This is a genomic window from Halomonas cerina (assembly GCF_014192215.1).
Taxonomy (GTDB): domain Bacteria; phylum Pseudomonadota; class Gammaproteobacteria; order Pseudomonadales; family Halomonadaceae; genus Halomonas; species Halomonas cerina.
The window spans coordinates 39,991-60,073 of the sequence record NZ_JACHXP010000004.1; the positions used below are offsets into that span (position 1 = coordinate 39,991).

At 67.5% G+C, this 20,083-nt stretch carries 16 protein-coding genes and 6 tRNA genes; 13 read left to right on the plus strand and 9 right to left on the minus strand.

The genetic code is table 11. The features are described 5' to 3' along the window. Positions 1–5: 5 nt before the first annotated feature. The 4 genes from FHR94_RS04845 to hemA all read right to left on the minus strand — a co-directional run bounded on the left by FHR94_RS04845 (position 6) and on the right by hemA (position 3,903). Positions 6–506, minus strand: a complete 501-nt coding sequence (locus FHR94_RS04845; protein ID WP_183324507.1) for an Lrp/AsnC ligand binding domain-containing protein — start codon at positions 504–506, stop codon at positions 6–8. Positions 507–688: 182 nt separating this feature from the next. Next, the gene (gene prmC, locus FHR94_RS04850; protein ID WP_183324745.1) at positions 689–1,534 is read right to left on the minus strand and encodes a peptide chain release factor N(5)-glutamine methyltransferase; all 846 of its coding nucleotides are present in this window, start codon (positions 1,532–1,534) and stop codon (positions 689–691) included. Then, positions 1,534–2,625, minus strand: a complete 1,092-nt coding sequence (prfA, locus tag FHR94_RS04855; RefSeq protein ID WP_183324508.1) for a peptide chain release factor 1 — start codon at positions 2,623–2,625, stop codon at positions 1,534–1,536. Before prfA ends, prmC begins: the two co-directional genes overlap by 1 nt. Positions 2,626–2,634: 9 nt before the next feature. Next, positions 2,635–3,903, minus strand: a complete 1,269-nt coding sequence (gene hemA / locus FHR94_RS04860; protein WP_183324509.1) for a glutamyl-tRNA reductase — start codon at positions 3,901–3,903, stop codon at positions 2,635–2,637. 179 nt (positions 3,904–4,082) lie between these two features. Between hemA and FHR94_RS04865 the strand changes: the two genes are divergently transcribed. The 9 genes from FHR94_RS04865 (at position 4,083) to FHR94_RS04905 (ending at position 11,389) form a co-directional block, all read left to right on the plus strand. After that, positions 4,083–5,840, plus strand: coding sequence for a tetratricopeptide repeat protein (locus tag FHR94_RS04865; RefSeq protein ID WP_183324510.1), 1,758 nt, complete (start codon positions 4,083–4,085; stop codon positions 5,838–5,840). A 27-nt stretch (positions 5,841–5,867) separates the two neighbouring features. After that, a complete protein-coding gene (lolB, locus tag FHR94_RS04870; protein WP_183324511.1) occupies positions 5,868–6,488 on the plus strand; it encodes a lipoprotein insertase outer membrane protein LolB in 621 nt (206 codons plus the stop codon). Then, positions 6,481–7,350, plus strand: a complete 870-nt coding sequence (gene ispE / locus FHR94_RS04875; RefSeq protein WP_183324512.1) for a 4-(cytidine 5'-diphospho)-2-C-methyl-D-erythritol kinase — start codon at positions 6,481–6,483, stop codon at positions 7,348–7,350. The genes lolB and ispE overlap by 8 nt, the downstream gene beginning before the upstream one ends. A 42-nt stretch (positions 7,351–7,392) precedes the next feature. Beyond that, a tRNA-Gln gene (locus FHR94_RS04880) sits at positions 7,393–7,467 on the plus strand. Positions 7,468–7,530: 63 nt separating this feature from the next. Further along, entirely contained in the window at positions 7,531–8,472 is a 942-nt protein-coding gene (locus FHR94_RS04885; RefSeq protein ID WP_183324513.1) for a ribose-phosphate diphosphokinase, read from the plus strand. Positions 8,473–8,598: 126 nt separating this feature from the next. Continuing rightward, complete coding sequence (locus FHR94_RS04890) at positions 8,599–9,249, plus strand: 50S ribosomal protein L25/general stress protein Ctc (RefSeq protein ID WP_183324514.1); 651 nt, start codon at positions 8,599–8,601, stop codon at positions 9,247–9,249. Positions 9,250–9,340: 91 nt separating this feature from the next. Beyond that, a complete protein-coding gene (gene pth / locus FHR94_RS04895; protein WP_183324515.1) occupies positions 9,341–9,925 on the plus strand; it encodes an aminoacyl-tRNA hydrolase in 585 nt (194 codons plus the stop codon). Between the two features lie 132 nt (positions 9,926–10,057). Beyond that, positions 10,058–11,149, plus strand: a complete 1,092-nt coding sequence (gene ychF, locus FHR94_RS04900) for a redox-regulated ATPase YchF (protein WP_183324516.1) — start codon at positions 10,058–10,060, stop codon at positions 11,147–11,149. A gap of 163 nt (positions 11,150–11,312) precedes the next feature. Continuing rightward, positions 11,313–11,389: transfer RNA gene (locus FHR94_RS04905), tRNA-Met, on the plus strand. A 218-nt stretch (positions 11,390–11,607) separates the two neighbouring features. Here the strand turns inward: FHR94_RS04905 and FHR94_RS04910 are convergent. Then, positions 11,608–12,906: a M18 family aminopeptidase gene (locus FHR94_RS04910; RefSeq protein WP_183324517.1), complete on the minus strand. Its 1,299-nt coding sequence runs from the start codon at positions 12,904–12,906 to the stop codon at positions 11,608–11,610. Between the two features lie 140 nt (positions 12,907–13,046). Here FHR94_RS04910 and FHR94_RS04915 point away from each other — a divergent pair, with 140 nt between their 5' ends. Further along, a complete protein-coding gene (locus FHR94_RS04915; protein ID WP_183324518.1) occupies positions 13,047–15,113 on the plus strand; it encodes a carboxy terminal-processing peptidase in 2,067 nt (688 codons plus the stop codon). A gap of 241 nt (positions 15,114–15,354) precedes the next feature. Here the strand turns inward: FHR94_RS04915 and FHR94_RS04920 are convergent. The 4 genes from FHR94_RS04920 to FHR94_RS04935 form a co-directional block, all read right to left on the minus strand. Beyond that, a tRNA-Asn gene (locus FHR94_RS04920) sits at positions 15,355–15,430 on the minus strand. Between the two features lie 36 nt (positions 15,431–15,466). Further along, positions 15,467–15,542: transfer RNA gene (locus FHR94_RS04925), tRNA-Asn, on the minus strand. 45 nt (positions 15,543–15,587) lie between these two features. Next, positions 15,588–15,663: transfer RNA gene (locus tag FHR94_RS04930), tRNA-Asn, on the minus strand. 131 nt (positions 15,664–15,794) lie between these two features. Next, positions 15,795–15,871 (minus strand) — tRNA-Met (locus tag FHR94_RS04935). 253 nt (positions 15,872–16,124) lie between these two features. On the opposite strand from FHR94_RS04935, the gene betI reads away from it, so the two are divergent. The 3 genes from betI to betA are packed head-to-tail and all read left to right on the plus strand — an operon-like array spanning position 16,125 to position 19,957. After that, positions 16,125–16,760 (plus strand): transcriptional regulator BetI, encoded by a 636-nt coding sequence (betI, locus tag FHR94_RS04940; protein WP_183324519.1) that lies wholly within the window; start codon positions 16,125–16,127, stop codon positions 16,758–16,760. An 11-nt stretch (positions 16,761–16,771) separates the two neighbouring features. Continuing rightward, the gene (gene betB / locus FHR94_RS04945; protein WP_183324520.1) at positions 16,772–18,256 is read left to right on the plus strand and encodes a betaine-aldehyde dehydrogenase; all 1,485 of its coding nucleotides are present in this window, start codon (positions 16,772–16,774) and stop codon (positions 18,254–18,256) included. A 9-nt stretch (positions 18,257–18,265) separates the two neighbouring features. After that, positions 18,266–19,957: a choline dehydrogenase gene (gene betA / locus FHR94_RS04950; RefSeq protein ID WP_183324521.1), complete on the plus strand. Its 1,692-nt coding sequence runs from the start codon at positions 18,266–18,268 to the stop codon at positions 19,955–19,957. The last annotated feature ends 126 nt before the right edge of the window (positions 19,958–20,083 follow it).

Consider the following 20,083-nt stretch of genomic DNA (forward strand, 5'->3'; position numbering starts at 1 on the left):
GACACTCACTTGTCCTCGAACTCCTCGATGTCGGGCACGTGCAGCGAGAAGTCTTCCTTGACCTCCTCCATGACCACGTAGCTCTTCGACTCCTTGACCCCTGGAAGGGTCAGCACCACGTCGCCGAGCAGTTGACGATAGGCCGACATCTCGGGAATGCGGCACTTGAGGATATAGTCGAACTGCCCCGAGACCAGGTGGCACTCCTGGATCTGCGGCAGCCGGGCCACCGCCCGGCGGAACTCGTCGAACACCGACGGTGACTGGGTTTCCAGGCTAATCTCGACGAACACCAGCAGGTTGGCCTTCAGCGCCCGAGGGTCGAGCACGGCCTTGTAGCCGCGGATCACGCCGGCGCGCTCTAGACGTTTGACACGCTCCAGGCAGGGCGTGGTGGAGAGTCCCACCTGGGAGGCGAGATCCACGTAGGAGATGCGGGCGTTCTCCTGCAGGCAACGCAGGATCTTGAGGTCGATACGGTCGAGCGAGCGGGTCTTGGTTTTCATGGGGTCCTGGCACGCCGGTCGGCGTTTCGGCGGTTCACGCCGTCATGGCCGTGCATTTGCCTGAAATCCTCCCCAATCCCGGGGTTTCGCGGCAATCGCGCATGCCTGAAAGACGGCTATTGGTGTTTCTTGCTGACGTCAGATGTACCACAGCCGACCCGTCGGGCTCCAGTCGACACGTCTTAACGCGATTCGTCGGCCTGACGCCCCAGGCTGACCCGTGGATGGCCGGCCAGGTCGCGATGGCAGGACACCTCCGTAAAGCCCGCCTGCGCCAGCGCCTCGCCCACCATCGCCCCCTGCTCGGCGCCATGCTCGAGGAGCAGCCAGCCGCCCCGCGCGAGATGGTGGCGGGCTGCCTGGACGAGATGGCGCAGGTCGGCCAGGCCGTCATCGGCCGCCACCAGCGCTCTGCGAGGCTCGAAACGCACGTCACCGCGTTCCAAGTGAGGATCATCCGCGGCGAGATAGGGCGGATTGGCCACGATCAGCGCGAAACGCTCGCCGGGAAGGGCGGCGAACCAGTCGCTGTGGCGAAACGCGACATTGGCAATGCCCAGCCTCGCCGCATTCTCCCTGGCCAGAGCCACCGCCTCGGAACGGATGTCGACCCCGAGCGCCGTCCAGCCCGGTCGCTCGCTGGCGAAGGCCAGGGCGATGGCACCGGTCCCGGTGCCCAGATCCAGCAGGCGCCCCTCGGGGGCCTGAGCCCGGGCGAGTGCCGCCTCGACCAGGGTCTCGGTATCCGGGCGGGGGATCAGGGTGCTGGGGTGGGTGGCAAGCGAGAGCCCCCAGAACTCGCGCTCACCGGTGAGGTGGGCCACCGGGCGTCCCTCGGCCCGGGCCGCCACCAGGGCCTCAAAGCGCGCCTCGGCCTCGGGCTCGGCCTCGCGGTCGCCCCAGGTATAGAGCCAGGTCCGATCGACGCCCAACGCATGGCAGAGCAGTACCTCGGCATCCAGGCGGGGGGTCGGCGAGCCCGCCGCCAGGCGTCGTGCCGCCCGGACCAGGAGTTCGTCCAGGCGCATCATCCGGCCTGCTGCAGGGCCGCCAGCTGCTCGGCCTGGTACTCATGAATCAGCGGCTCGATCACGTCGTCGAGTCCCTCGCCGGCGATGACCTCGGAGAGCTTGTAGAGGGTCAGGTTGATGCGGTGGTCGGTCACCCGCCCCTGGGGAAAGTTGTAGGTGCGGATACGCTCGCTGCGATCCCCGGACCCCACCAGGGAGCGGCGCTCGTCGGCCTGCTGCTGGCGCTGGCTGGCCTGGGCGGCCTGCTTGAGGCGCGCGGCCAGCAGTGACATCGCCTTGGCGCGGTTCTTGTGCTGGCTGCGCTCCTCCTGGCACTCCACCACCATGCCGCTGGGCAGATGGGTGATGCGGATGGCGGAGTCGGTGGTATTGACGTGCTGTCCGCCCGCCCCGCTGGAACGGAAGGTGTCGACGCGCAGCTCATTGGGGTTGATGTCGACATCCCCTACCTCGGCGGCCTCGGGCATTACCGCCACGGTGCAGGCCGAGGTGTGGATGCGTCCCTGGGACTCGGTGGCCGGCACGCGCTGCACCCGGTGGGCGCCGGACTCGAACTTGAGCCGGGCATAAACGCCTTCGCCCTTGATCCGCGAGATGATCTCCTTGTAGCCCCCCTGGTCGCCGTGGCTGGCGCTGACCACCTCGACCTTCCAGCCGTGCTGCTCGGCATAACGGGCATACATGCGGAACAGATCACCGGCGAACAGTGCGGCCTCGTCGCCACCGGTGCCGGCGCGAACCTCCAGGAAGACGTTGCCGGCATCATCCGGGTCGCGAGGGATCAGCAGCTGCTTGAGCCGCCCCTCCAGGGCCTCGAGGCGCTCGCGTCCCTCGGCCAGCTCCATCTCGGCCAGCTCGCGCATCTCGGCGTCGGCATCGCGGGTGAGGGTCGTGGCTGCCTCGATGTCGCTCTCCACGCGCCGGTAGTCCTCCCAGGCCTGCACCAGGGGATCGAGCTCGGCATACTCGCGGGAGTAGTCACGGAAGCGCGCCTGGTCGGCGATCACCTCGGGGTCCGCCAGCAGGGCGGCGAGCTCCTCGAAGCGCTCGGCGAAGTCGTCGAGACGCTGACGGAGAGTGGCTTTCATCGGCGAGTCCTATGGGGATGGATCGGAGGGTTCATCCAGCAGCAGCGCGGCGGCGGCGTCCAGCAGTTCATGCTGCTCATCGGACGCGGCATCGCGCAGCGCCACCGTGGGGCGATGCAGCAGGCGGTTGGTCAGCTGGTGGGCCAGGCGGCGGACCACCTCCTCGGGATCCTCGCCACGGGCCAGTCGCGCCAGGGCCTGGTCCCGGGACAGGTCACGCAGGGCCTCGCCACGGGCCCGCACCTCGCGGATCAGCGCCCCGCCGCTGCGCAGGCGACGTTCGTGCTGCCAGCCACCCACGCCATGCTCGATCAATGACTCGGCCTGGTCGGCGGCTACCTGGCGGTGACGGCGATTCTCCTCGATGACCGCCTCGAGGTCATCGACCGTATAAAGGAAGACATCACCGAGTTCGCCCACCTCGGGCTCGATGTCGCGGGGCACGGCGATGTCGACCATGAACACCGGGCGGTGGCGGCGCTGCCTGAGGGCCCGCTCGACCATGCCCTTGCCGAGCAGGGGCAGGGGGGCGGCGGTGGAGGAAATGACGATGTCGGCCCTGACCAGCGCCTCGGGGATCTCGTCGAGGGTGATCGCCGCTCCCCCCAGGGTACCGGCTAGCTGCTCGGCCCGTTCCCGGGTACGGTTGGCCACGGTCAGCTGACGTACCCCCGCCTCGTGCAGGTGACGGGCCACCAGCTCGATGGTCTCCCCGGCACCGATCAGCAGGGCCCGGGAGCGCGAGAAGTCGTCGAAGATGCGACTGGCCAGGCTCACCGCGGCATAGGCCACCGAGACGGGATTACGACCGATGCCGGTGCGGGTCCGTACCTGCTTGGCCACGGCGAAGGTGTGCTGGAACAGGCACTCCAGTTCCCCGCCGAGGCCATGGGCGCGACGGGCGGACTGGTAGGCCTCCTTGAGCTGGCCCAGGATCTGCGGTTCGCCCAGCACCATGGAGTCCAGCCCCACGGCCACCCGCATGAGGTGACGGGCCGCGTCGTTCTCCAGGTAATGGTAGGCACAGCGGGTCAGGTCTTCGATCGCTAGGCCGTGGAAACGTCCCAGCCAGTCGAGGATCTCCCGCTCGCCGGCGGTGTCGGTGACGCAGTAGAGCTCGGTACGGTTACACGTGGAGAGCAGCGCCGCCTCGCGCACCTCGGGCAAGCCGCGCAGCTCGGTCAGGGCCGACTCCAGCTGGGCCGGGGTGAAGGCAACCTGCTCGCGTACCTCGACGGTGGCGGTCCGATGATTGATTCCCAGGGCAAGCAGCGTCATGCGTTCGGCGTCTTCGGGTGATGTGATGGCCGGGGCAGGCGTTCGCGCTCGGCACCCGGTGTCAAGGCGCAGGATTCTATCATACGCGGACGGCCGACGGCGCCATGCCGACGCGCCGACCTTTGCCGGGCGCCGGCGAGCCGTTATGCTGGCGCCTCGGCCACCAGCTCGAGACTTGCATGCGCCTCGGACCTTTCATCCTGCCCCGTCGACGACGCCTCCTGCCCCCCCTGGCCCTGGCGACCTTGCTCGTCGGTTGCCAGGGCCTGCCTACCGGCGTCTCCCCTGCCGTGCCGCACGACCCCATGGCCGACGCCCCACCGGTGGCTCAGGGGCTGGATGCCGAGGGGCTCACTTCGCTGCTGGTGGCCGAGCTGGCCGGCCAGCGTGGCGACTATCGCCGCGCCGCACTCGGCTACCTCGAGGCGGCCGAGCGCTATGCGACGACCGAGCTGATCGAGCGGGCCGCCCTCGCCGCCCGCTTCAGCGACGATCCGGCCCTGCTCGAGGAGACGGCGCGGCGCTGGCAGGCCCTGGCCCCCCGGGATGCCTCGCCGGCCCGCCTGCTGGCCAGCCTGGCCGTGCAGCGCGGCGATTGGACCGAGGCCCTGTCACAGCGCCTTGCTGCCCTGCGACGGGGCGGTGAGAGCGAGCTGACCGACTTCGTGGAGATGGCCCTCGACGCGGGCACGGCCCCTGCTCCCCTGCTGCGGCTGATGCGTGACTACCTGCAGGACAATGGCGACACGCCCGCTCAGCGTCACGATGCCGAGCTGGCTACCGCGCTGCTGGAAGTGGCCGATGGTCAGCCTGCGGCAGCCAGGGCACGCCTGGATCGCTTGGCCCGTCAGGCCCCCGAGCTGCCGGCCCTGTGGCGGATCCGCGCCCAGCTGGCACTGGAGGCCGACGCGCCGCGCCAGGCGCTGCGTGCTGCCCGCCAAGGGCTGGAGGTCGCGCCGGACGATCCCCGCTTCTTGCTGCTCACGGCCCAGGCCGAGATTCGCCTGGGCCGCATCCCGGCCGCCGAGGCCACCACCGATGCCCTGCTCGAGGCACATGGCGATACCCCCGAGCTGCGCCTGGCCCTGACACGGCTGTACCTGGAGGAGGGCTACCCGGCACCGGCCCGACGCCTGCTGCTGCCGATGGCAGGCGAGGACACCCCCCCGCCACTGGTCTACTTCCTGCTCGGGGCCATCGCCGAAGCGGAAGGCGAGGTGGACAACGCTCTTCTCTATTACCGCCAGGTCCCCGAGGGCGAGCAGTTCCTGCCCGCCCGACTCAGCGCCGCCCGCATGCTGATCGCCGCCGACCGGCTACCCGATGCTCGCACCTTCCTGCGCACCGAACGCCAGCGCCACCCGGCCTACGCTTCCGAGCTGGTCTCGATCGAGGTGGAACTGCTCGACCAGGCCGGCCGGCGCAAGGAGGCGAACGCCCTGCTCGATGCCGCCTTGGCCCGCTCTCCCGGCGACACCCGGCTGCGCTACCAGCGGGCCATGCGGGCCTACCAGGACGGCGATCTGGCGGCCATGGAGGCCGACCTACGCGCCATCATCGAGCGCGATCCGGACAACGCCAATGCCTTGAACGCCCTGGGCTACACCCTGGCCGATGAGAACCTGGAGGGCCGCCTCGCGGAAGCCAGGTCGCTGATCGAGCGCGCCCACGCGCTGGAGCCCGATAACCCGGCCATCCTCGATAGCCTGGGGTGGGTCCACTATCGCCTGGGCGACCCTCAAGCGGCCCTGCCTTGGCTGGAGCGCGCCTGGGCCGCCATGCCCGACCAGGAGGTAGCCGCTCACCTGATCGAGGTCCTCTGGGCGCTGGACCAGAAGACGCGCGCCCATGCCCTGCTGGAGGAGGCCCGACAGCGCTTCGAAGAGCACCCGCGCCTCGACGAGTTGCTGAAGCGCCACCCCGAGATCGCCGACTGATACCGACCGCCTGAACGGAACCCGCCCATGACCATTACGCTGCCGTTGCGCCTGCTGCTGCTTCTGCTGACCCTGTTCCTGCTGGCCGGCTGCGCCGGCCGCGCGCCTGCTCCCGTCGGCGACCGTGCCGCCGGTCAGTGGGAGGCCCAGCGCGAGCGCCTGTCACGGCTCGATCACTGGGAGCTCTCCGGGAAGGTGGGGCTGCGCACCCCCGAGGAGTCCACCAGCGCCACCCTCGACTGGCGCCGGACCCCCTACCATTTTCGCCTGCTCATCAGCGGCCCCTTCGGCAGCGGCCGCAGCGTGCTGGAGGGTCGCGAGGGTCGTGTGTCGCTGACCACCGGCGAGGGACGCTTCGAGGCCGAAAGTGCCGAGGCGCTGATGCGCCAGCAGCTGGGCTGGTCGCTGCCGGTCGCCGCCCTCGACGACTGGATGATCGGCCTACCCGCCGCCAACCGCCCGCATCGGCTGGCGCGGGACGCGCTGGGCTTCCCCCACCGCCTGGAGCAGGATGGCTGGCAGATCGAGTACCGTGACTGGACCCGGGCCGAGAGCCTCTGGCTGCCCAGGCGCCTAGTGATGACCTACGGCGACCTGCGGGTGACCCTGGTGGCCACCGAATGGCGCCCGGAGTCCACGGATGTCTGACGTCCCCCCGCTGGTGCTGCCGGCGCCGGCCAAGCTCAACCGACTGCTGCGCATCGTCGGCCAACGTTCGGATGGCTACCATACGCTGCAGACCCTGTTCCAGTTCCTGGATATTGGCGATACCCTGACCCTGCGCGGTCGCGGCGACGGTAAGCTGCACCTCACCCCGGCCCTGCCCGGCGTGCCCGATGAGGCGAACCTGATCCTGCGTGCCGCTCGCCTGCTGAAGGAGGCAAGCGGCTGCCGGCTCGGCGCCGACCTGCACCTGGAGAAGCGCCTGCCCATGGGGGGCGGCCTGGGAGGCGGCAGCTCGGATGCCGCCACCACCCTGCTCGGGCTCGATCATCTGTGGGGGCTCGGCCTGCCCCTCGCGACCCTGGCCGACCTGGGCCTGGCCCTGGGGGCCGATGTGCCGGTCTTCCTGCACGGTCACGCCGCCTGGGCGGAAGGAATCGGCGAGCGCCTGACGCCGGTCACGCTGGATACCCCCTGGTTCGTGGTCGTCCACCCCGGCATCGGCGTTTCCACGCCGGCGGTGTTCAAGGCACCACAATTGACACGCGACACCCCCCCGATTACCATGGCGCGCGCACTGCAGGGGGGAGCGGCGAGCTGGCGAAACGACTGCGAGGCCACGGTCCGGGAGCTCTATCCCGAGGTGGCGTCCACTCTCGACTGGCTGAACGCGCGCGCACCGTCCATGCTGACGGGCACCGGCGCCTGCGTCTTCGCACGGCTCGCATCCGAACGCGAGGCCGACAATCTTCTCGCCGAGATGCCCGAAGGCTGGTCGGCCTTCAAGGCACGCGGCCTGGATCGCTCTCCCCTTCATGATGCCTTGGGTCGATGGCCATCCGCCTGACCGGTGGAGGCGCCCTCGTTCGATCCGGCACGGCAAGGTTGCTGGGGCATAGCCAAGCGGTAAGGCAGCGGTTTTTGGTATCGCCATGCGGAGGTTCGAATCCTCCTGCCCCAGCCATGTCCGTCCGGAGCGTTCGTCGATCCCTACCCTGAAGACCCTACACTGCAAAGGTGGCTGCGCGTGTCAAAATTGATGGTTTTCGCCGGGAACGCCAATCCCGAACTCGCCCAGAAGGTTGCCGAGAGTCTGGACAACCGTCTGGGCAACGCTACGGTTGGCCAGTTCAGCGACGGAGAGGTCGCGGTCGAGATCAACGAGAATGTGCGCGGCAAGGATGTCTTTCTTCTGCAGTCCACCTGTGCACCGACCAACGACAACCTGATGGAGCTGATCCTGATGGTGGATGCCCTGCGCCGCGCTTCCGCCACTCGGATCACCGCCGTGGTGCCCTACTTCGGCTATGCCCGCCAGGACCGCCGCGTACGCTCCGCCCGAGTACCGATCTCCGCCAAGATCGTCGCCGATATGATGGTCAAGGCCGGGGTCGACCGGGTCATGACCATGGACCTGCACGCCGACCAGATCCAGGGGTTCTTCGACGTCCCGGTGGATAACGTCTACGGCTCGCCGATCCTGCTCGACGACATCGAGCGTCAGAACTACGACGACCTGGTGGTAGTCTCGCCCGACGTGGGCGGCGTGGTCCGGGCCCGCGCCATTGCCAAGCAGCTCAACGCCGACCTGGCCATCATCGACAAGCGCCGTCCGTCGGCCAACCAAGCGCAGGTGATGCATATCATCGGCGAGATCGACCACCGTACCTGCGTGGTGGTCGACGACATGATCGATACCGCCGGTACCCTGTGCAAGGCCGGCGAGGCCCTCAAGGAGCACGGCGCTCGACGCGTGGTGGCCTATGCCACCCACCCCATCCTCTCGGGCCCCGCCGTGGACAATATCTGCGGCTCCGTGCTCGACGAAGTGGTCGTCACCGATACCATCCCGCTGTCGGATGCCGCGCGACGCAGCGGCCAGATCCGTCAGCTCAGCGTGGCCGGGCTGATCGCCGAGGCGATCCGCCGGGTCAGCAACGAGGAATCCGTCAGCGCCATGTTCCACTGAGACTTTTTCCACTGAGATTCTCATCGGGAACGCGGTGCCGGACACGTGCCCTTCGGGGCGTCCGGAGGCGTCGTGGTCTGGTCGCGGACCCCGGCGTTCTCCTTACTTCAAGCAAGAGGCAATTCCATGTCCGATTACACCCTCAACGCCAGCGTTCGCCACGACCTGGGGAAAGGTGCGAGCCGCCGCCTGCGTCGTGCGAACGAGCAGGTACCGGCCATCATCTATGGTGGTGAGCAGGCGCCGCAGCCCATCGCCGTCGACAAGACCAGCTTCTACAAGGCACTGGAGGAAGAAGCCTTCTTCTCCTCCGTGATCACCCTGCAGGTGGATGGCAAGGCCCAGCAGGTCGTGGTGCGCGACCTCCAGCGTCACCCCTTCAAGCCGCTGGTCACCCACGCCGACTTCCTGCGCATCGACGCCACCCACGAGATCACCCTGCGTGTGCCGTTGCACGTGGTGGGCGAGGACAAGTGCAAGGGTATCAAGGACGAGGGCGGCGAGTTGCACACCCTCTCCAACGAGGTCGAGATCAGCTGCCTGCCGAAGGACCTGCCCGACTACCTCGAGGTCGACATCACCGAGGTCGAGTTGGGCACGACCCTGCACCTCTCCGACCTGAGCCTGCCGGCCGGCGTGACGCTGGTCGAACTCACCCACGGCGAGGACCATGACAACGCCGTGCTGAGCATCACCAAGCCGAAGGTTCGTGCGGAGGAAGGCGAGGAAGCCCAGGGCGGTGAAACCGCCGAGGGCGAGGAAGGCAGCGCCGAGTAATCGGCCTTGCCGGGGCCGCGTCGACCGACGCGGCCCGCCATCGTCACGATCAAGCGCTACGGCGCTTGATTTTTTTTTGGAGGCAGCGAAGATGCGCCAGGTCAAAGCGATCATCGGGCTGGGCAACCCCGGCAAGGACTATGAAGCGACCCGTCACAATGCCGGCGCCTGGCTGGTTCATGCCGTGGCACGGGCCGCCGGCAGCGAGCTGCGCCCGGACAAGAAGTTCCTGGGCCAGCATGCCCGGGTGCACCTCGACGGCCACGAGGTCCACCTGCTCGAGCCGGGTACCTTCATGAACCGCAGCGGTGGCGCCGTGGCGGCCCTGACCCAGTTCTTCAAGATCGCGCCCGACGAACTGCTGGTGGTTCACGACGAGCTCGACCTGCCCGCCGGCACGGCGCGCTACAAGCAGGGCGGCGGCCATGGCGGTCACAACGGCCTGCGCGACATCATCCGGGCGCTGGGCAACGACAAGTCGTTCCATCGCCTACGCATCGGCATCGGCCACCCGGGCGAGGCGCGCCAGGTGACGAACTACGTGCTGGGACGCCCCGGCAAGGCCGAGCGCGCCGCCATCGAGGCCGCCATCGACGAGAGCCTGGCCACCCTGCCACTGGCCGTCGCCGGCGACTGGGCGAAGGCCATGAGCCAGTTGCACAGCTTCAAGCCCTAACGGGCGCAGCGAGCTCCGGGCATCGAGCCGCGAGCTCGTAGCTCGTAGCTCGTAGCTCGTAGCTCGTAGCTCGTAGCAACGATAGAATACCCGCCCATCGCCATTCATGAATTCGCTTTCCAGGAAGATCCCATGGGTTTCAACTGCGGTATCGTGGGCCTGCCCAACGTCGGCAAGTCCACCCTCTTCAATGCCCTGACCAAGTCCGGCATCGACGCCGAGAACTTCCCCTTCTGCACCATCGAGCCCAACGTCGGCATCGTGCCCATGCCCGACCCGCGCCTCGACCGGCTTGCCGAGATCGTAAGGCCGCAGAAGGTGCTGCCCACCACCATGGAGTTCGTCGACATCGCCGGCTTGGTGGCGGGGGCCTCCAAGGGGGAGGGGCTGGGCAACCAGTTTTTGGCCAATATTCGCGAGACCCAGGCCATCGCCCATGTGGTGCGCTGCTTCGACAACGACAACGTCATCCACGTGGCCAACCAGATCGACCCCCGTACCGACATCGAGACCATCAACCTGGAGCTGGCGCTCGCCGACCTCGACACCGTCGACCGGGCCATCCAGCGCCTGACCCGCGTGGTCAAGAGCGGTGACAAGGACGCCATCGCCACCAAGGCGATCCTCGACCGCATTCAGCCCCACCTGGCGGAAGGCCTGCCGCTGAGAAGCGCAGGCCTCGACGACGACGAGAAGCGTCAGCTCAAGAGCTTCGGCTTCCTGACCCTCAAGCCCACCATGTACATCGCCAACGTCAACGAGGATGGCTTCGAGGCCAATCCCTACCTGGACGTGGTCAACGAGATCGCCGCCGAGGAAGGGGCCGTGGTAGTACCGGTATGCAACCAGATCGAGGCCGAGATCGCCGAGCTCGACGAGGAGGAGCGCGCCATGTTCCTCGACGAGATGGGCATGGAAGAACCCGGGCTCGACCGGGTGATCCGCGCCGGTTATGCCCTGCTCGGGCTGCAGACCTACTTCACCGCAGGGGTAAAGGAGGTGCGCGCCTGGACCGTCAGGGTGGGCGCCACCGCCCCCGAGGCCGCCGGCGTGATCCACACCGACTTCCAGAAGGGCTTCATCCGCGCCGAGGTCATCGCCTATGACGACTTCGTGACCCTGGGCGGCGAGCAGGGCGCCAAGGATGCCGGCAAGTGGCGCCTGGAAGGCAAGGACTACATCGTCCAGGATGGGGATGTGATCCACTTTCGCTTCAATGTCTAATATCGAAGACCATCACCCTGGGTCGTCGATCGGGGCTGTTCCGTCGACAGGCCTGTAGGTCGGATAAGCCGAAGGCGCATCCGACGTGACGGAGACGCTGTCGGCCGGGTCTACGCCACTTGACGGCCGGGGGCGTCTCCGGTAATATCCGCCCCCGTCGAAAGGCTACGTAGCTCAGTTGGTTAGAGCACATCACTCATAATGATGGGGTCCCCTGTTCGAGTCAGGGCGTAGCCACCAGATACCGAAAAAGCCCGTCTGGCGAACCAGGCGGGCTTTTTGGCTTCGGGCTTCGGGCTTTTTGGCTTCGGGCTTCGGGCTTCGGGCTTCGGGCTTCGGGCTTCGGGCTTCGGGCTTCGGGCTTCGGGCTTCGGGCTTCGGGCTTCGGGCTTCGGGCTTCGGGCGGCCAGCTTATCTTGCCGCCTTCCAGCTCGCCGCCCGTAGCTCATAGCCCAGCCTCAGGGCAACTCGGCGCGGTTGAAGAAGGCCGTCAGCACCCGCGTCAGATGCTCGACGTCATGGGCACCGGCGGTCTCGCGGATGGAGTGCATGGCCCACTGGGGTACGCCCACATCCAGGGTCGGCACGCCGAGCTCGGTGGCGGTGATCGGCCCGATGGTGCTGCCGCAGCCCATGTCGGCCCGGGTGACGAAGGTCTGCACCGGCACCTCCACCTCGCGGCACAGATCCCGGAACAGCGCCGCGGTGGCGCTGTTGGTGGCGTAGCGCTGGTTGGCGTTGACCTTGATCACCGGCCCGCCATTGAGCGCCGGCCCATGGGCGGCGTCGTGCCTGTCCGGGAAGTTGGGGTGCAGGGCATGGGCATTGTCGCAGGAGATCAGCCGCGAGGCCTGGATCAGGCGGATGACCCCCTCCTCCCCTGCCTCGCCCAACTGGGCGTTGACCCGGCGCAGCACATCGCCGAGGAAAGGGCCTTGGGCGCCGCAGGCGCTGGCGCTGCCCACCTCCTCGTGGTCGTTGGCCACCAGCACGGCCCCCTGGCGGCCGTCACTCTCCAGCAGTGCTTCCAGCCCCATGAAGCAGGACAGCAGGTTGTCGAGGCGTGCACCGCTAATCAGCTCGCCTTCGACGCCGACCCGGGCCGGCGGCTGCACGTCGTAGAGGGCCAGTTCGAAGTCGAGCACCTCGACCTCCTCGAGGCCATGCTCGGCGGCCAGCCAGTCGCGCAGCAGACGCTCCAGGTCCGCCGCTTTCCCGCCCTGCAGCAAGACCGGCGCCATCTCGGTCTGGGCATTCATGGCCCGGCCATTGTTGGCCTCCCGGTCCAGGTGGATGGCGAGGCTCGGGATGATCGCCACCGGCCGGTCGACATCCAGCAGCACGCCTTCCAGGCGACCATCGGGATGGCGCACATGCACCCGCCCGGCCAGCCCCAGGTCGCGGTCGAACCAGGGCGCCAGCAGCGCCCCACCATAGACCTCCACGCCGAGCTGCAGCCACCCGGCGGCAGTCTGGGCGGCTTGTGGCTTGAGCCGCAGGCCAGGGCTGTCGGTGTGGGCACCGATCAGGCGCAGGGCCTCCAGGGGCTGCGCGGGCAGCTGCAGGGCGATCAGCGAGGAGTCGTTGCGGCACACATAGACCTTCTCACCGGGCGATAGCCGCCAGGCCTGGGTCTCCTCGAGGCACCGGTAGCCGGCGGCCTCCAGGCGCTCGGCCATGTTGGCCGTGGCGTGCCAGGGGGTGGGGGATCGACGCAGGAAATCGAGCAGGCGCTCGAGCCGGGCATCCTGGGACATGGGCTTCCTCTATCGCAAAGCGGTTGGGGGTCTTGGGAACTCGGGCAAGCTGCTATAATGGCTCTTTTCGTCCATGCAACTTGCCAGCCGAGCCGAGGTCTGGAGGGAAGAGTGTACATGAATCCTGGAGTGCTTCATCGATGAGCCTGTTTGTCACCCTGGGGCGTGCGTCGGCCCTGTTCCTGCTGCTGGCCGGCTCGACGGCCCTGGCACAACCCGCGCCGAGCGATGCCCAGCGTCAGGCGGCCGTGGAAGTGGCCGAGTCCCTGCGCTACGGCCACTATGCGGAGGTGAGCCTCGACGACGCCTGGTCGCGGCGGGCCTTCGCGCGCTACCTGGATATCCTCGACGGCCAGCGTGCCTACCTGCTGGACCGTGATGTGGAGGCCTTCCGGGATCTCGAGACGACCCTGGACGACGCCATCCTCGACGGCGAGCTGTCCCGGCCCTATGCGCTCTTCGAACGCTACCAGACCCGCACGGAAGCCCGCCTCGAATGGCTGTTGGCCAGGCTCGACGAGGGCCTGGACTTCAGCTTCGACGGCGAGCAGCGCCTGGCTCTGGAGCGCGAGGACGTGCCCTGGGTCGACAGCGAGGCCGCCCTGGACAGGCTATGGTCCAAGCGCCTGGAGAATGCGGCCCTGACCCTGTCGATCAGCGGCCAGGACGATGATCAGGTGATAGAGACCCTTCGCCAGCGCTATGAAGGCCAGCTCAACCGCCTCCAGCAAACCAATGCCGAGGACGTCTTCGGCCTGCTGATGGCCGCGGTGACCGGCACCATCGACCCGCACAGCGAGTACCTCTCGCCACGTCAAGGCGAGTCCTTCGACATCCAGATGCGCCTGTCGCTCGAGGGCATCGGTGCCCTGCTGCAGGCCGACGGCGAGTATGTGAAGGTGGCGAGCCTGGTGCCGGGCGGACCGGCCGAACGCGCCGGTGTGCTCGAACCGGCCGATCGCATCATCGGGGTCGGCCAGGAAGGCGAAGAGATGGTCAATGTGGTGGGGATGCGCCTGGACGACGTGGTGGACATGATCCGCGGCCCCAAGGGCACCGTGGTCCGTCTCGACATCGTGCCCGCCCAGGCCGTGGACATGACCCGCTCCAAGGTCATCGAGATCACCCGCGATACCGTCAAGCTGGAGGACCAGGCCGCCCGGGGCGAGGTGATCGAGCTCGAGCGAGAGGACGGCGTCCACCGGGTCGGCGTGATCAAGGTCCCGACCTTCTATGTGGACTTCGACGCCTGGCAGGCCGGCGAGGAGGACTACCGCAGCAGCACCCGCGACGTGGCCAAGGAGATCGAGCGCCTCAAGGCCGAGGGCATCGAGGGCATCGTGCTGGACCTGCGCAACAACGGCGGGGGCGCGCTGCAGGAGGCCAATTCCCTGATCGGCCTGTTCATCGATCGCGGCCCCACGGTGCAGGTTCGCGACGCCCGCGGGCGTATCAGCCTGTATGGCGACACCGAAAGCGGCACCCTCTATGATGGCCCGCTGACCGTACTGGTCAACCGCCTCTCGGCCTCCGCCTCGGAGATCTTCGCCGGCGCCATTCAGGACTATGGTCGCGGCCTGGTGGTGGGCACCGATACCTTCGGCAAGGGCACGGTGCAGACCCTCAACGAGCTGAGCCACGGCCAGATCAAGCTGACCCGCGCCAAGTTCTATCGCATCTCCGGGGAAAGCACCCAGCACCGCGGCGTACAGCCCGATATCGCCTTCCCGAGCCTGGTTGATCCCGAAGTGATCGGCGAGAGCAGCCTCGATAACGCCTTGCCCTGGGATACGGTTCGCGAGGTGCAGTACCGGACCTATGGCCAGCCCGACGCCTTCCTGGCCCCCCTGCGCGACCGCCATCGCGAGCGAGCCGACGAACAGCCCAACTTCCACTACCTGGAGCGCCAGGCGGAACTGGCCAGCCGCCTGCGCGAGCAACACACCAGCGTCAGCCTCAACCGGGAACAGCGCCAGCGCGAGGCGGAAGCCCGCGAGGCCGAGCAGCTGGCGCTGGAGAACGAGCGTCGCCGGGCGCTGGGAATGGCACCGCTGGACGAGTGGATCGACGCCCGAGACGAGGAGGCACTCCCTGGCGATGACGACAAGGCCGAGCCCATCGACCGCGCCCAGGTGCGGGAGGCGGCCCAGATCCTGCTCGATTACGCCGGCATGAAGGGAAACTGGCACCTCGCCGAGCACATGTGACCCCCGGCGGGGATGACGGTCATCATGGGCCGGGCGCGTGAAGCAGCCCGGCCTTTTTCATTACACCGCTCGACCAGGCGATACCCGCCCTGCCCTGGCGGCAGGGATGGACAGGCCAACCGGCAAACTGCCTCACTCGGTCACGCAATAAGCAGGAAAGCGAACCGCGACAACAGCCACAATCAGAATGACGACGAAAAAAGGGGGAAGGGAAATCACGATAGGCAAGAGCATTGGCATCTGGCTCCCCGAGCAGGACTCGAACCTGCGACCCAGTGATTAACAGTCACTTGCTCTACCGACTGAGCTATCGGGGAATGACATGCTGGCCCTTGCGGACTAGGAAGGAAAGGTGGCTCCCCGAGCAGGACTCGAACCTGCGACCCAATGATTAACAGTCATTTGCTCTACCAACTGAGCTATCGGGGAATGACCTTTGCGATTACTGCCGTGCTCGTTGCTCCGGGAGGAGGCTGGCTCCCCGAGCAGGACTCGAACCTGCGACCCAATGATTAACAGTCATTTGCTCTACCAACTGAGCTATCGGGGAATGGCCTCGAGCACGGGGCGTAGTATACGCATCGGCTTGTAAACGTCAAGGCCCGGCAGGCGTGGCAGACGCAGCCCCCAACGCAAGACGCCCGCGCGACCAGAGGGTCGGGCGGGCGTCTCGGGCTGTCCTGGTGGCTACGCCCTGACTCGAACAGGGGACCCCATCATTATGAGTGATGTGCTCTAACCAACTGAGCTACGTAGCCATTCCACGAATCGTTCCTCCACGAGGCGATTCGACGGTCGTGAATTATGCACGCGAGCCCACCACATGGCAAGCCCGATCCTCCCTCCTCTCAGGCCTCGATCCGGGTGGCCTCCTTCCCCTGGCAGGGTCGGTCCCCCCTGAAATCACTTTATTAATTGAACGTTCAATTTAAAAATGGCAAGCTGTCCCTATGGCCACATGCCGTAGTGGCATGGTGGCAAGACAGCTTTCCCGGGAGAGGAGGTCGCAAGGTGCCCAAGGTCGGAATGGAACCCATCCGTCGCCAGCAGCTGATCCAGGCCACCATGGCGGCCATCGACGAGGTCGGCCTGGCCGATGCCACGGTGATGCGCATCGCCCGGCATGCCGGCGTCTCCGCCGGCATCATCAGCCATTACTTCGGCGGCAAGGATGGCCTGCTGGAGGCGACGATGCGCCAGATCCTCAGCGATCTCGGCGAGGCCGTCACCGCCCGCCGCCGGGCCCTGGCGACGACGTCTCCCGAGGCGCATCTGGCGGCGATCATCGACGGCAACTTCGACCGTTCCCAGGTCACCGGCCCGGTGGCCAAGACCTGGCTGGCCTTCTGGGCCAGCAGCATGCACAAACCCGAGCTGGCGCGCTTGCAGCAGGTCAACGATCGCCGCCTCTACGCCAACCTCTGCCACCAGCTGCGCCGGCTGCTGCCCAAGGAGCAGGCCCGTGATGCCGCTGGGGCGCTAGCCGCGATGATCGACGGCCTGTGGCTGCGTGGTGCCCTGACCCCCGAGGGGCTGGATAGTGACCGTGCCCGGCGCCTGGCCCGGGACTATCTCGACCAGCTGCTTCACGCCCATGGGGTGGCCACGACACCGGCGACGCCTCGCTCCCTTTCCACCGAGTCCTGACGGGAGGTCCCATGACCCACCACGACACCGAAACCCTCTACATCGACGGCCGCCGGGTGGATGCCACCTCCGGGGAGACCTTCGCGGTCGTGAACCCCTTTGATGGCAGCGCCCTGGCCGAGGTCCCGCAGGCCAGCGAGGCCGACGTGGACGCCGCCGTCGACGCCGCCCGCCGTGGCCAGCAGGTCTGGGCCGCCCTGTCCGGCATGGAGCGCGGGCGCATCCTGCAGCGCGCCGTGGCGCTGCTGAGGGAACGTAACGACGCGCTGGCCGAGCTGGAGAGCCGCAACACCGGCAAGCCGATCAGCGAGACCGCCGCGGTGGACATCGTCACCGGCGCCGACGTGCTCGAGTACTATGCCGGCCTGACCGCGGCCCTCGAGGGCAGCCAGATCCCGCTGCGCGAGTCCTCCTTCGTCTACACCCGACGCGAGCCCCTGGGCGTGATCGGTGCCATTGGCGCCTGGAACTATCCGATCCAGATCGCCTGCTGGAAGTCGGCCCCGGCGCTGGCCGCCGGCAATGCCGTGGTCTTCAAGCCCAGCGAGGTCACCCCGCTGACCGTCATGGCACTGGCCGAGATCTTTACCGAGGCCGGCCTGCCCGACGGCGTCTTCAATGTGGTCCACGGCGACGGCCGGGTCGGCCAGATGCTCACCGGCCACGAAGGCATCGACAAGGTGTCCTTCACCGGCGAGGTGGGCACCGGCAAGAAAGTGATGTCGGCCGCTGCGGCCTCCACCCTCAAGGACGTGACCATGGAGCTCGGCGGCAAGTCGCCGCTGATCGTCTTCGACGACGCCGACCTGGACCGTGCCGCCGACGCCGCCATGATGGCCAACTTCTACTCCAGCGGCCAGATCTGCACCAACGGCACCCGGGTGTTCGTGGCTCGCGCGATCAAGGACGCCTTCGAGGGCAAGATCGCCGAGCGCGTGGCCCGCATCAAGGCCGGCGACCCGCTGGACCCGGCGGTCAACTTCGGTCCGCTGGTCAGCTTCGAGCACCAGGAGAAGGTGCTGTCCTACATCGCCATCGGCAAGCAGGAAGGCGCACGGGTGCTGGCCGGCGGCGAGGCCTGGGATCAGGACGACGATTCAGGGATTGACTGGGCCCGCGGCGCCTGGGCTGCCCCCACGGTATTCACCGACTGCGTTGATTCGATGCGCATCGTGCGCGAGGAGATCTTCGGCCCGGTGATGGCGATACTGGCCTTCGACGACGAGGAGGAGGTGATCCGCCGCGCCAACGACACCGTCTACGGCCTCGCCGCCGGCGTCTTCACCGAGGGGCTCAACCGCGCCCACCGGGTCATCCAGCGTTTGGAAGCCGGCATCTGCTGGGTCAACACCTGGGGCGAGTCCCCCGCCGAGATGCCGGTGGGCGGGTACAAGCAGTCCGGGGTGGGCCGCGAGAACGGCCTCGAGACCCTGGCCCACTACACCCAGACCAAGTCGGTGCAGGTCGAGATGGGCCCCTTCGAGTCGGTGTTTTAAGGAGATCCCATGTCCCAGATCCGTGAATTCGATTACGTCATCATCGGCGCGGGGTCGGCCGGCAATGTCCTGGCCACTCGCCTCACCGAGGACCCGGACGTCAGCGTGCTGCTGCTCGAGGCCGGCGGTCCGGACCACCGCTTCGACTTTCGCACCCAGATGCCCGCCGCCCTGGCCTATCCGCTGCAGGGCAAGCGCTACAACTGGGCCTTCGAGACCGATCCCGAGCCGCACATGAACAACCGGCGCATGGAGTGCGGCCGCGGTAAGGGCTTGGGCGGCTCCTCGCTGATCAACGGCATGTGTTACATCCGCGGCAATGCCCTCGACTACGACGGCTGGGCCAAGCGAGCCGGTCTCGAGGACTGGACCTACGCCGACTGCCTGCCCTACTTCAAGAAGGCCGAGACCCGTGATATCGGCCCCGACGCCTATCACGGCGGCGATGGGCCGGTTAGCGTGACCACGCCGAAAGAGGGGAACAATCCTCTTTATCACGCCTTTATCGAGGCGGGACAGCAGGCCGGCTATCCGGCTACCGAGGACGTCAATGGCTACCAGCAGGAAGGCTTCGGCCCCATGGACCGCTTCGTCACCCCGAACGGGCGGCGTGCCTCCACGGCGCGGGGCTACCTGGACCAGGCCAAGGGGCGATCGAACCTGACCATCGAGACCCGGGCGACGACCGATGTCATCACCTTCGCAGGCAAGCGGGCTACCGGCGTGCGCTATGCGCGTCGCGGCCAGCCCCGGCAGGTCCACGCCCGCCGCGAGGTGCTGCTGTGTGCCGGCGCCATCGCCTCGCCGCAGATCCTGCAACGCTCCGGCGTGGGCCCGAAGGACGTGCTCGAGGAACTGGGCATCACCCCGGTGCAGGTCAACGAGAACGTCGGCGCCCACCTCCAGGATCACCTGGAGATGTACATCCAGTACGAATGCACCCAGCCGATATCGCTCTATCCGGCGCTGAAATGGTACAACCAGCCGAAGATCGGCGCCGAGTGGCTCTTCCTCGGCACCGGCGTGGGGGCCAGCAACCAGTTCGAGGCGGCGGGCTTCATCCGCTCTCGCGACGAGGAAGAATGGCCCAATCTCCAGTACCATTTTTTGCCCATCGCCATCAGCTACAACGGCAAGAGCGCGGTGCAAGCCCACGGCTTCCAGGCCCATGTCGGCTCCATGCGCTCCGAGAGCCGCGGCCGGGTGCGCCTGACGTCCCGGGATCCCGAGGCCGCGCCCTCGATCCTGTTCAATTACATGTCCACCGACAAGGACTGGCAGGAGTTTCGCGACGCCATCCGCCTGACCCGGGAGATCATCAATCAGCCGGCCTTCGATGCCTATCGCGGCCGGGAGATCTCGCCGGGAGCGGATGTGCAGAGCGATGAGCAACTGGACGCCTTCGTCCGCGAACATGCCGAGACCGCCTATCATCCCTGCGGCAGCTGCCGCATGGGCGAGGGCGAGGATGCCGTGGTCGACGGTGCCGGCCAGGCGCATGGCCTGGAGGGCCTGAGGGTGGTCGATGCCTCGCTGTTCCCGGTGATCCCCACCGGCAATCTCAACGCCCCGACGATCATGTTAGCGGAAAAGATCGCCGACAAGATCCGCGGCCGCGAGCCCCTGCCGAGAAGCGACGCCCCCTACTACGTGGCCGGCGACGCCCCAGCGCGCCAGATACCGCGACGTCCCGCCGCCTGAGTTGTATCACCACTTGACCGCAGTCCCCCGTCCTGGGCAACCAGGGCGGGGCGTTGTGCATCGGGCCCTCCCGGATATGGCCGATCGGCGAGAAATGGACTAGCCTGCAGGCATTAAAACAACTGT